We start from the raw sequence: 11,930 nt of genomic DNA on the forward strand, positions 1-11,930 counted from the left end.
CTGTACGGCCGTGACAAGCCAGCGTTCATCATCGCCCGTCCAGGCAATGGTGCTGCACCTACCAGCAATGGCGTAACCGTCGGTTTCGCTGCCGCCACCACCGCTGAAGTGGATGCGTTCCACGCTGCCGGCCTCGCCGCTGGCGGTAGCGATGAAGGCCAGCCAGGTCCACGTGGCCACCTGCCGGGTGCCTACGCGGCCTACCTGCGTGACCCAGCTGGTAACAAAGTGTGTGCCTACACCTTTGTCTGAAACCAAGGAGTCGTGAGGTCGTTGTGAACGGAGCCTGCTCCGGTTAGGACGACCGCACCTTCCGCTCTGGCCGTGACCGTGCCTGGCATGTCTACTCATGCCACGCGGCCACGGCACTCGGAGACCACGTCAGCTGACGCGAGCTCCGAAAGGTAATTGTCTCGCCTTCATGGCCGAAGGCGTTGCAAGACACACGGAATTCACAGCAAGCCAGTGGGCTGTGTCATTTGCTGTATTTCTCGTTTTGATGTCTCACTGGCTTGCACATTTTATTACTTGCACATCGAAGACGACATCTGGCCTTCGTGGTGTGGTGGCGCCCGGGTTTGTAGCAGTGATCCTTCATGCCAGTGGTAACGCTGGCTCGTAGAGATGAGGAGAATATCCATGGAACGCATTGAACATCACGCCAGCTTCGAGGGTTGGCAGGACGTCTATCAGCATGAGTCGACCGTGCTCGGTTGCACGATGAAGTTCGGCATCTATCTCCCCCCTCAGGCCGAACATAAAAAGCTTCCGGTACTTTACTGGCTGTCTGGGCTGACTTGTACGGAGCAAAACTTCATCACCAAGGCGGCCGTGCAGCAGTATGCCGCAGAGCATGGGATCATAGTCGTCGCCCCCGATACCAGCCCACGCGGGGAGAACGTCGCCGACGACGCGGCCTATGACCTCGGCCAAGGGGCGGGTTTCTATGTGAACGCCACGGAGCTGCCCTGGAGCGATCACTTCCAGATGTATTCCTATGTGGTCGACGAACTGCCGGCGCTGATCGAGGCTAACTTCCCAGCGTCGTCCAAGCGCAGCATCAGCGGGCACTCCATGGGTGGACATGGTGCCCTGGTCATTGCGCTGCGCAACCCAGGTCGTTATGCGAGTGTTTCGGCATTCTCGCCGATCGTCGCCCCCACACAAGTGCCCTGGGGGCAGAAGGCTCTGGCGGCTTACCTGGGCGAGCACAACCAGGATGACTGGAAGCGCTATGACACGGTCGAACTGATCCGTTCTGCGCAAGAGCGCTTGCCGTTGCTGGTCGATCAAGGGCTGGGCGATGAGTTTCTCGAGAACCAGCTGCGCCCAGAACTGCTGCGCGCCGCCTGTGAACAGGCAGGGCATCCGTTGACCCTCAACCTGCGGCCCGGGCATGACCATAGCTACTACTTTATTTCGAGCTACCTGGGCGGACACATGGCCCACCATGCGGCTGCGTTGAATCGCTGAACACTGGAGACCCTGAAGATGAAAAAGACCTCTGACAAACGGCATCATGTCGTCGTCGTTGGCGCGGGTTTCGGCGGGCTGGACGTTGTCAACGGATTCTCCGGCGCCGACGTGGACGTAACGATCATCGATCGCCGCAACTATCACCTGTTCCAGCCCCTGCTGTACCAGGTGGCCGGCGCGTCGCTGTCGACCTCTGAAATTGCCTGGCCGATTCGCTACCTGTTCCGCAACCGTCAGAATGTGCAGACGCTCATGGCGGAGGTGCAGGGTGTGGATGTCGGCTCGCGACAAGTCCTGCTCGACAACGGTTCGACCGTCGGTTACGACACGCTGGTCCTGGCGACGGGGGCAACGCACGCCTACTTTGGTCACGATGAATGGGAGCCCCATGCGCCCGGCCTGAAGACTCTGGAGGACGCTGCCACGATTCGCGGACGGATTCTCTCCGCGTTCGAGGAGGCCGAACGCTCCAACAATCCGGCGGAGCGTGCCGCACTGCAGACCTTCGTGATCATCGGCGGCGGTCCCACGGGGGTCGAACTGGCGGGCACGATCGCTGAGCTGGCGAAAGACACGTTGGCCCATGACTTCCGTTCCATTGATCCGCGGGCTACCCGGGTGGTGCTGATCGAGGCGGGGCCGCGTCTGCTGCCGGTGTTCCCTGAGAAGCTCTCGGACTACACCCGGCGCGCACTGGAAAAGCTTGGCGTTGAAGTGGCGTTGGGCGCTCCGGTCACCGACTGCTCGGCTGACGGTGTCATCGTTGCGGGCAAGCCGCTTCCAGCTAAGACCATTGTCTGGGCGGCCGGGGTGCAAGCGTCACCCGCCGCTCGTTGGCTGAATGCCGAGGCGGATCGTGCCGGTCGAGTGCTGGTCAGGCCGGACATGAGCGTGCCGGGGCATCCCGAGATTTTCGTGATTGGCGACACGGCGGCATCGGCGATGTCGGATGGCAAGTACGTGCCAGGTATCGCGCCGGCGGCCAAGCAGCAAGGCCAGTACGTTGCCAATCTGATCAAGAAGCGGCTGAAAGGCAAAAGTGTGGATGAGCCGTTCAAGTACAAGCACCAGGGCAACCTGGCCACCATCGGTCGTAGCCTGGCGGTGATCGACATGGGGCGTCTGAAGCTGCGTGGGGCACTCGCTTGGTGGATCTGGAAGCTGGCGCACATCTATTTCCTGATTGGCGTGCGCAATCGCTTGAGTGTCGCGCTGAGTTGGGTCTGGAACCACAGTGTCGGTTACCGAGGGTCACGTCTGATCATGCGGTCGACACCGCAGGCCAAGCGTGGGCCCGCCGAGCTGGAACCCAAGTAAGACTGCAACGGTGAATTGATAGTCAGGGATGATTGTCAGTTCCTGCAGGACGTATGCAGCTTCTAGGTAGTGAATGTGAGATCGGCACCTAGCTCGCGTTTACCGTATATTGTGGGATGGAAACATGAGCTGAATGTGTACCCTATAAGCAAGATTTCACCCGTAGAGTATGCAGCTGGGATAGATGTCGGCGCTTTCGATTCACATCGCTAGCATATTAAAGGTGCACGATCTCCACATTTGGCCATTTGCTCGCCAGGTATTCAGCAACAAGTCGACGGTGACAGTGGTGAGGTTTATTTTCGCTGCAAAGGAGGCAGCTGCCGTCCATGATTTCCTTGTCTATATTCTCTATCTTTCTCGATGACATTAATTTTAGGAAGCTATCGGCGTAGTGCGTCCAATCACCACCTTTACTTTTGTACTCGTTAAACATGTCTGCTGTGGGTGCCAGCAATAGGAGATGATGGTATTCAATCTCACAGATTTTTTTGGTGAAGTAGTTGAGGTCGTCGCGTTTAGCAAAGCCCGACAGTTGAGATGTATTGTTTAGGCGAACGTCGATTAGGCGCTTAGCACCGGATTCCCCTAGTCTTGTAAAGAATGACTGCGCGGTGGTCTTAGTAAAGCCGATTGTGAATATGCGCATGGTGATCTCTTAGATGGATTTAAGTGATGATTGAAGTTTTCGTACGTCCAGGTTGAAAGGTTGAAAGGTTGAAAGGTTGAAAGGTTGAAAGGTTGAAAGGTTGAAAGGTTGGAGTGCATATCGGCAGCTAATGTGTATGGTCATGTTGAGTGCTCGGATGTAAAAAGAGCGTACTCTGCCAGAGTATAACTGGCGACGAGGGAGTGTGCCAGGCTGGTAGATGAGGTCACATATGATTGTCAGAAATTTTGAATACTTGTTGGCTCTCTATCGCGAGGGGCACTATGGTAACGCAGCCAGAATCTGTAATGTCTCTCAGCCTACGCTTTCTTCCGGAATTAGACAGTTGGAAAAGGACATGGGTGTCGAGATCGTGCGCCATGGCAGGCGCTATGATGGCCTGACATTGGAAGGGTATCGTGTGTTGGCATTGGCTCAAAAAATGTCTGATGACTGCAGAGCCTTAGATCGAGAACTTGCCGCATTGCGAAGTGGATTCGAAGGTGAGTTGCGGCTGGGTATCGTACCGGGGACGACTTCTATATCCCCGATCTTAAGTGCTGCACTTGCTGAAAAATTCCCACTGTTGCAGCAAACTATCAGTACTGCTAGCCCATGTTCATTGCTGCAAGGGATTAAAAGTAATGGTCTAGACGTGGCACTTATGCATCTTGAGAACACTTGCATGGAGGATTTCGATACGCGAGTCCTGCATAAGGAGCGGTTGTTTCTTTTTGGGTGTTTCGGCTTGGAACTTCCTGCAAGCGTAACGTGGGAAGATGTGTTAAGCAGGCAGCTCTGTTTGTTGGCTTCTACTTTCTCAGTTGCTGTAGAAAGTAGGCTTGAGCAAAGTAAAATGCGATCTGTTGTAACTGATTCAGTGAGTGTACTGGTCTCGCACATTTCGACAGGTAGATTTTTTGCAGTTCTTCCACAGTCCTTAGCTAATAATTTTTTGCATGTGGCCAATGTCAGGGCGGTTGTGATCACTGGAACGCCATCACACTGCACCATTGCCCTTGTTGCTGGCAAAAATTCATTCGAGTCTGCCTCGGTTCGAGCTTTCTTAGAAGTGGCTAGTAGTCCTGAGTTAGCCATTCCTGTCCGAGCCATAATGTCGATCCATCGCCGACTTCGAGCAAAAGACTAACGGCCGCCCAGGCGTATCGCGCGGCTATCTTGAGCTGGTCGTCCATGAGAGGCTTTGTGAACCAGTTCAGGTCGAAATATACGTGCCACCTTAGCTGTTTAGCACGATCTGCGCTAAGGCTTGGCGGTGCATCAGTGAGACAAAGGCACGAGTTGATTGGATTTTTTGCTCGACTCGGTCAACACTTTAGGGTGTTTGTAGGTGAGCACTCTCGGTGCATAGAGCCCAAAACGTGGTTGCTACCAACTGGAGGCATATTTCACTATCAGTTTCGAGTTGCCGAAAGTTCTGTACCACTAAGGGTAGGTTCGAGTATTTCAATTGGCTGATACGCCAGTTGAATACCAAGTCGCGATTTGGAGGATTGTCATGTCAAGTGGTAAATTCATTTTGCACTCAAACTATACGCCGGCAGGGGATCAGCCAGAGGCCGTAGCACGCCTGATCTCAGGGATTGAAGAGGGTGCAACACATCAGATGTTGAAGGGTATCACTGGTTCTGGTAAGACCTTCACCATGGCCAATGTGATTCATCGCCTTAAGCGGCCCACCTTGATTTTGGCACCCAACAAGACGTTGACCGCACAGCTCTATAGTGAGATGAAGAACTTCTTTCCTGAAAATGCGGTGGAGTATTTTGTTTCCTATTACGATTACTTTCAGCCCGAAGTCTATATGCCTGGGAGCGATCGCTTCATTCAAAAGGACTCGGCAATAAATGAGCACCTGGAGCGCCTACGTCTTTCCACTACGAAGTCATTGATTGAACGCCGCGATGTCATTGTCGTTGCTTCTGTGTCTTCAATTTATGGATTAGGAGATCCAGACAGCTACCGTGCGCTACAGGTTCGGCTAGCACGCGGAGTAGAAATCGAGCAGGGTGAACTAATTCGAAAATTGGCTTTGCTGCAATATGATCGCGTCGATCGGGTTCTGAGGCGTGGGTCGTTTCGTGTGCGCGGGGATATCATAGATATCTTCCCGGCGGATTCAGAGCATAGGGCCATTCGAGTTGTACTGTTGGATGATTACATCGAGTTGGTTCAATGGTTAGACCCTATTACTGGTAAGTTGTTAGAAGAGGTAGATAGCTACCTGGTATCGCCTAAGACCTTGTTTGTAACGCCGAGAAATAAAATTGAATCAGCTGCCGTCGAAATACTGGCCGAGATGGAGTCGAGGGTAGAGGAATTTAATCGAGAGAACCGTCTCGTGGAAGCTAATCGCTTGTATGAGAGAGTTACCAATGATGTGGAAATGATGCGTGAGCTTGGATACTGTTCCGGAATTGAGAACTACTCGTGTTATATGAATGAGCGTGATTCTTCGCTGCATCCGACAACTCTGCTCGATTACCTTCCTAAAGATGGCTTGCTATTTATTGATGAGTCTCATGTCATGGTCCCTCAGATTTCAGCTATGTATCGTGGGGATCAAAGTCGCAAAGAGACATTAATAGACTATGGTTTCCGCCTTCCTTCGTCAAAAAATAATCGTCCATTGAGCTTTGAGGAATTTGAAGGCATTAAGCCTCAGGCCATTTTTGTATCAGCAACTCCAGGGCCCTATGAGCTCAAAGCTTCAGCGGGCAGAGTTGTTGAGCAAGTAATTCGGCCTACAGGGTTGCTAGATCCAGAAGTGGAAGTAAGGCCTTTGGAGGGGCGTATGGACGATTTGCTTCGGGAAATATCTGTGCGTGTGCAAAACAATGAAAGGGTATTGGTCACGGCGTTAACAAAAGTTGAGGCCGAGGATCTGAGTACCTTTATGGCGGATCAGGGAGGACGCGTCCGGTACATGCACTCGGATACCAAGGCTGATGCTCGGGTTGAGATCATTAATGGATTGCGCGCAGGCGATTTCGACGTGTTAATTGGAGTTAGTCTATTACGTGAAGGTTTGGATATTCCTGAAGCATCTTTGGTGGCCATTTTAGATGCTGATCGCGCTGGCTTTTTACGATCTGCACATGCGCTGATTCAAATGATCGGTCGAGTTGCGAGGAATCAAAATGGTACGGCTATTTTGTATGCCGATACTGTGACCCCTGCGATGCAAGAAGCAATTGACGAAACCAAGAGTCGTCGCGAACGTCAAATTGAATTCAACAAACTAAAAGGGATTTCACCTGTATCCTCGGTCCGCAAAATGGCTGATGAAGCGACTCTGGTAGTAGAGCCGGTCGTCCACTCAAGCAAGTTTTGCGAAAATTTATCAACGCTTTGCGAACTGATAACTAACAAGGAGCAGGAGTTGCTTGAATATACAGATCGACATGACGATGAGANAGCTGTTGAGGGTTGAGGGTTGAGGGTTGAGGTGTTGTGGGTCAAGCGATTCTGCTGGTTGATTGTGGAGTTAAGGGCCTGTGTTGAGTATTGGATTAGCCGAGGCTATATCTATTTCATTGATAACAAGGGTCAGAGGCTGTTATGGCCTCTGACCACCGTTTTGAGGGGCTGGACGTCCGAGCGAAGCTGTAGGGCACTCCTCACTGGCAGGTGCTTTTCTGTCCTGCCTATTTAGCGCCCTTGATTAGGCTTTGATCAAGTTTGTTCAGCAGGCTTGGAGTAATTAGTGCCCTAGAGTTCGTTGGGTAAGGTATTTGGGATGAATCATGAAACTGACAATTGGGGCGGCTGATCTTGAAAGCGATGTCCTGCTTCGCGAGGCGCTTACGGCCTATCGAACTTATAAGGAAGCGGACGAGAGCGGCGTGCCTTTGGAAGAGGTTCGTAAATTAGGGCTTTTGTTCGAGTCGCTCATTCAGGGGGTGATCGATTCCCACTTCTTGGTAGCTGGTCTACCGCCGTCTACCATCCACTGAGTTACGGCAGAGGCGCGATTCGAAGTTCGTCGTTTCTCGTCAAGGTTTAGAGGCGTGGAAGAATGGTGTACCCAATGCACTGAGGAGTTCGCGCTCAAGCGTGCGTACGATCGCGTCAAGGGGCAAGCCGCTTTCGTCACGGCCGAAAGAGTCTTCGAGTTAATTGCTGGTCTCGATGAAGCTAGAAAGAGGTGGATAGTGCTGGAAGTGGTGCCGGTCGGTGTGTGATCGGATAATGAGTGAGTGTCTAGAGCGTCTTAGCACTGGCGGTCTATAACAAGGCCGCACCTACGGCGACGATTGATTCATTGATTTTACTCCGCGAGGGGGCGGTGTCGGTTAGATTGCTTTTTTCATTTATCTCATAGGGCGCGTCTATCAAGGGTGATCGTGCGCTTGAGTGGAAGGGGATAGATAAAATTGATCATTTCGTCGTTATTTTCAATTTGACGATAGGTCCTCAAAAAAATAGGCTGTATCTGTTGTGATGACTGGTCGACTTGATGAGGCAACCCAACTATAGGAGTTGGTGCGGCTAATTGTCGCGACTATCTTCTTTGTACCCCAGGTGGTGCTGATGAGTAAATAAAATTATTTTAATTCAAGCGGTTTGGGCCATAATTTACCAGTTGATGGGCGGTGAACTGATAGTCCAAATTTCGTTGGGCTTAGCACAGAGCTCTCGCGTTCCTACAATTGCTGCTCGGATACCCTTGATCTCGTCCTAGAGGACTCCGTCAGACCACCTTACTTGCGCCTTTGATGAGTAAAGTTAAAGTTCAGGTTGAGGATGGTCATAGTTTTGGGTAGCCCGTCTGTCTATAAGGATATTGTTATGTCAGTTTTAACTGCGTTGGACCTGGCGCGGATTCAGTTCGCCTTCACGGTCTCTTTCCACATCATTTTCCCGGCTATCACTATTGGTCTGGCCAGTTTCCTGGCCGTGCTCGAAGGTTGCTGGCTCAAAACCAACAATGCGGTCTATAAGGACTTGTATAAGTTCTGGTCAAAGATCTTCGCCGTCAACTTCGGCATGGGCGTTGTCTCGGGCCTGGTCATGGCTTATGAGTTCGGCACCAACTGGGCGCGCTTCTCTGATTTCGCTGGCAGTGTCACCGGACCGTTGCTGACCTATGAGGTCCTCACCGCATTCTTCCTTGAGGCGGGTTTCCTCGGGGTCATGCTGTTCGGCTGGGACCGGGTAGGGCGCAAGCTGCACTTCTTTGCCACGGTTATGGTCGCCATTGGTACGCTGATTTCTATGTTCTGGATCCTTTCCTCGAACAGCTGGATGCAGACCCCACAGGGTATCGAGATCATTGATGGCCGGGTGGTACCGCTTGACTGGTTCAAAATCGTCTTTAACCCGTCGTTCCCATACCGTCTGGCCCACATGGCGTTGGCCGCGTTCCTCAGCACTGCGTTTTTTGTCTCGGCTTCCGCCGCCTGGCACTTATTGCGCGGGCGCAACACGCCGCAGATTCGCAAGATGTTGTCGATGGGCATGTGGATGATTCTTGTCGCTACACCGGTGCAGATAGTGGTGGGCGATGCTCATGGCTTGAACACTCTGGAGCACCAGCCGGCGAAGATCGCTGCCATCGAAGGGCACTGGGAGAACATCCCCGGTGAGCCGTCGCCGCTGATCCTGGCAGGCTGGCCGGATATGGAGGCCGAGAAGACTCGCTTCGCCATTGAGATCCCCTATCTGGGCAGCCTGATACTGACCCATAGCTTGGATAGGCAGATCCCGGCGTTAAAAAGCTTCGCGAAAGAGGACCGCCCCAACTCGACCGTCGTGTTCTGGAGCTTCCGGGTCATGGCCGGTTTAGGGATGCTGATGCTCGCCTGCGCGCTGCTGGCCTTGGTGCTGCGTCGGAACGGCGCACTGTACCGTAACCGCCTGTTCCTCGGGTTCGCCTTGCTAATGGGGCCGTCCGGGCTGATCGCACTACTGGCAGGCTGGTTCACCACTGAGGTGGGCCGCCAGCCCTGGGTGGTCTACGGCATGTTGCGGACCAACGAAGCGGCGTCCAATCACAGCGCTGCGCAGATGAGCCTGACGCTGGGGTTGTTCGTGCTTATCTACTTCTCGGTATTTACCGTCGGCATCTGCTACATGATGAGCCTGGTGCGCAAGGGGCCGACCGCGCACGAGCAAATGCCGAGCGCTGATCAACCGGAATCGCTGGCTACGGCGCGTCGCCCGCTGTCCGTCGCCGACTGAAAAGGAGCTGGCAAAAATGGTAATTCAAGGTATCGACCTATCAGTCATTTGGGGCGTGATCATCGCCTTCGGTCTGATGATGTATGTGATCATGGACGGCTTCGACCTGGGGTTGGGGATTCTCTTCCCACTGATCGGCGACTCCAGCGACCGTGATGTGATGATGAATACAGTGGCTCCGGTGTGGGACGGCAACGAGACCTGGGCGGTGCTCGGCGCGGCGGCGTTGTACGGCGCCTTCCCGCTGGCCTACTCAGTAATCCTCGAAGCGCTTTACCTGCCTTTGGTGCTGGTACTAGCCGGACTGATCTTCCGCGGCGTAGCTTTCGAGTTCCGCTTCAAGGCCGAGGCACACAAGCGTCATCTGTGGGACAAGGCCTTCATTGGTGGTTCGGTCCTGGCGACTTTCTTCCAGGGCGTGGCTATTGGCACTTACATCAGTGGTATCCCAATGGTGGGCCGTCAGTTCGCCGGCTCCGGCTGGGACTGGTTGGCGCCGTTCCCAATGTTCTGCGGCGTCGGCTTGCTGCTGACTTACGCGCTATTGGGCAGCACCTGGCTGCTGATCAAAACTGACGGCATGCTTGAGACGCGTATGCGTCGCTACAGCCGGCCGCTTACCTACGCCTTGGCAGTGGTGATTGTGACGATTTGTATCTGGTCCGCTTCGTTGAACGACGATATTGCCCAGCGTTGGTTCGATGCCAGCCACTGGTTGCGTTCAGCGCTAATCGCTGCTCTAGCGGCGTTGGTGGTAATGGTGATTTTGAAGACCCTTCGCAAGCGCCACTCGCACATGCCTTTTATCGCCGTGGTGGGGTTGGTCTTCCTCGGCTACCTTGGCCTGGCGATCAGTATCTGGCCGAACATTGTGCCGCCGAGCCTGACCTTGTGGCAGGCCGCTGCGCCATTGACCAGTCAGTTGTTCGCGCTGATCGGCGCGCTATTCATCATCCCGATTATCTTGGCTTATACCTTCTGGAGTTATCACGTGTTCCGCGGCAAGGTAAAACCTGGCGAGGCTTATCACTAACACTAGTGCTGGCAGCGTAAGATGGGTGGCGTCCGGCCTCTGCCGGGCGTCATTACAATGCGTCGGGGAGAGGAATTCATTAGCTACCGCAAGCCGAGTCTTCTTGCGCAGTCGATCGATAGAATACACCCACTGCTAAGTGGCTTCTCGACGTCGCTGGAGCAACCGTCCACGCATGGCGCGCAAGTGTTCCCGGCATGCGGTACGGCAACGCCACCAAAATCGGGTAGATGCCCAATGCTCGACGCAGGGCATTGTTAGTGCGTCGGCGTACTGCTCAAACAGTGCGGCATTCGGCTCAATAGGGCACCCAAGAAAACGCCCGCATACCTAGCCCATCAATGGCTTTTTCGAGAATAGTAGCCTAGGGCTCTGAGCTGATATTCGTTCACAGCTTGGAACTGTAACTCCGCAATTTGACGCAGCCGTTCGATTTCTTCGGCGAGACACCCAGAAGCTTGCGCCTCGTGGTAACGCTTCAACGCCTCCACGGCCTCGGTATACATAGGGTGATCAGGATAAAGGAATGGTGTTTTTTGCGTCATTTACTGGCGGGATCCTGGTGAGCGAACGACGGTGGTTGACCAGCTTTGGCAAGCAGAGAGTCAATGACGGCTGGGTAAACCGAATCCGCCAATAGGTAAAAACACCGAACCTCATGCAAAGGTAATTCAGAATCCTCAGCTTCAGAGGCCCTTTGAATGGCCTCAAGCGTTTGCCATATCAGCGGCTCGCCAGCCTCGACCATTCCAATAAGTGTGCGCTTCATGACCACGATGCTCCGATCATTTGAAGACGCATTATAGGTCGCTTCGGCCAGATCCGAGCTGATCGAGAACCTGTATCTGGTTAAGCCGCTAGGGCCACCACTGTGACCTGGCACCCAAATGTCCCGGCTTTTGAGCCTGTGCCGATGGCCCTATGTGTGGATGTAAGGCATTGTCTGCAACCGGTATTCTGCAAAGCCTATCCTGGCTCGCATAGAACATCTCGATGAGCCTCTAAGAAGGGCTTTTCAAAGGAGGTAGAACTAAATTGCCCGCAATCCTGTTGTATGCTCTACGGGTGGACTCCTAGGCGGCAGGCGCTTCGGCTGACGGCAATATCTCCTGGATGGCAGGTCCGAGAATCGACACCAGTTGCTGGGCTCCCGCTTCAGCCAGCAGCGGCACTCCGATGATCCTGCGGCTGACGATCACACCCACCAGCAAGGCTGAGGCCAACCCCGCTGGCCCAAAATTTTAATGGAAT

At 53.6% G+C, this 11,930-nt stretch carries 11 protein-coding genes and 1 pseudogene; 8 read left to right on the forward strand and 4 right to left on the reverse strand.

Annotated features, from left to right (window positions below; translation table 11 throughout):
- From D3M70_RS06565 to D3M70_RS06575, 3 genes and pseudogenes are all read left to right on the forward strand, one after another.
- Nucleotides 1-252: pseudogene (locus D3M70_RS06565) on the forward strand (VOC family protein); the annotation flags it as partial.
- A 387-nt stretch (nt 253-639) separates the two neighbouring features.
- Complete coding sequence (gene fghA / locus D3M70_RS06570; RefSeq protein WP_016974193.1) at nt 640-1,473, forward strand: S-formylglutathione hydrolase; 834 nt, start codon at nt 640-642, stop codon at nt 1,471-1,473.
- 18 nt (nt 1,474-1,491) lie between these two features.
- Nucleotides 1,492-2,793: an NAD(P)/FAD-dependent oxidoreductase gene (locus D3M70_RS06575; protein ID WP_052155507.1), complete on the forward strand. Its 1,302-nt coding sequence runs from the start codon at nt 1,492-1,494 to the stop codon at nt 2,791-2,793.
- A 217-nt stretch (nt 2,794-3,010) separates the two neighbouring features.
- Here D3M70_RS06575 and D3M70_RS06580 read toward each other — a convergent pair whose 3' ends face one another.
- Nucleotides 3,011-3,442, reverse strand: a complete 432-nt coding sequence (locus D3M70_RS06580; RefSeq protein ID WP_016973433.1) for a DUF488 family protein — start codon at nt 3,440-3,442, stop codon at nt 3,011-3,013.
- A 232-nt stretch (nt 3,443-3,674) separates the two neighbouring features.
- Here D3M70_RS06580 and D3M70_RS06585 point away from each other — a divergent pair, with 232 nt between their 5' ends.
- The 5 genes from D3M70_RS06585 to cydB all read left to right on the forward strand — a co-directional run bounded on the left by D3M70_RS06585 (nt 3,675) and on the right by cydB (nt 10,679).
- Nucleotides 3,675-4,592, forward strand: a complete 918-nt coding sequence (locus tag D3M70_RS06585) for a LysR family transcriptional regulator (protein WP_079384147.1) — start codon at nt 3,675-3,677, stop codon at nt 4,590-4,592.
- 369 nt (nt 4,593-4,961) lie between these two features.
- Nucleotides 4,962-6,879 (forward strand): excinuclease ABC subunit UvrB (gene uvrB / locus D3M70_RS06590; RefSeq protein ID WP_256659737.1); only part of this gene is annotated, 1,918 nt, incomplete at its 3' end.
- A gap of 330 nt (nt 6,880-7,209) precedes the next feature.
- Nucleotides 7,210-7,419, forward strand: a complete 210-nt coding sequence (locus tag D3M70_RS06595; RefSeq protein ID WP_016973431.1) for a hypothetical protein — start codon at nt 7,210-7,212, stop codon at nt 7,417-7,419.
- Nucleotides 7,420-8,254: 835 nt separating this feature from the next.
- A complete protein-coding gene (locus D3M70_RS06605; RefSeq protein ID WP_016973429.1) occupies nt 8,255-9,646 on the forward strand; it encodes a cytochrome ubiquinol oxidase subunit I in 1,392 nt (463 codons plus the stop codon).
- A gap of 16 nt (nt 9,647-9,662) precedes the next feature.
- Nucleotides 9,663-10,679: a cytochrome d ubiquinol oxidase subunit II gene (cydB, locus tag D3M70_RS06610; RefSeq protein ID WP_016973428.1), complete on the forward strand. Its 1,017-nt coding sequence runs from the start codon at nt 9,663-9,665 to the stop codon at nt 10,677-10,679.
- A 338-nt stretch (nt 10,680-11,017) separates the two neighbouring features.
- Here the strand turns inward: cydB and D3M70_RS06615 are convergent, their stop codons facing one another.
- The 3 genes from D3M70_RS06615 to D3M70_RS31890 form a co-directional block, all read right to left on the reverse strand.
- Nucleotides 11,018-11,224: a hypothetical protein gene (locus D3M70_RS06615; RefSeq protein WP_016973427.1), complete on the reverse strand. Its 207-nt coding sequence runs from the start codon at nt 11,222-11,224 to the stop codon at nt 11,018-11,020.
- The gene (locus D3M70_RS06620) at nt 11,221-11,448 is read right to left on the reverse strand and encodes a hypothetical protein (RefSeq protein ID WP_016973426.1); all 228 of its coding nucleotides are present in this window, start codon (nt 11,446-11,448) and stop codon (nt 11,221-11,223) included. The genes D3M70_RS06615 and D3M70_RS06620 overlap by 4 nt, the downstream gene beginning before the upstream one ends.
- Before the next feature lie 304 nt (nt 11,449-11,752).
- Nucleotides 11,753-11,902 (reverse strand): hypothetical protein, encoded by a 150-nt coding sequence (locus tag D3M70_RS31890; RefSeq protein WP_016973425.1) that lies wholly within the window; start codon nt 11,900-11,902, stop codon nt 11,753-11,755.
- Nucleotides 11,903-11,930 lie beyond the last annotated feature (28 nt).

It is taken from the genome of Pseudomonas sp. LS-2 (genome assembly GCF_003605735.1).
In the GTDB taxonomy this organism is placed as follows: domain Bacteria; phylum Pseudomonadota; class Gammaproteobacteria; order Pseudomonadales; family Pseudomonadaceae; genus Aquipseudomonas.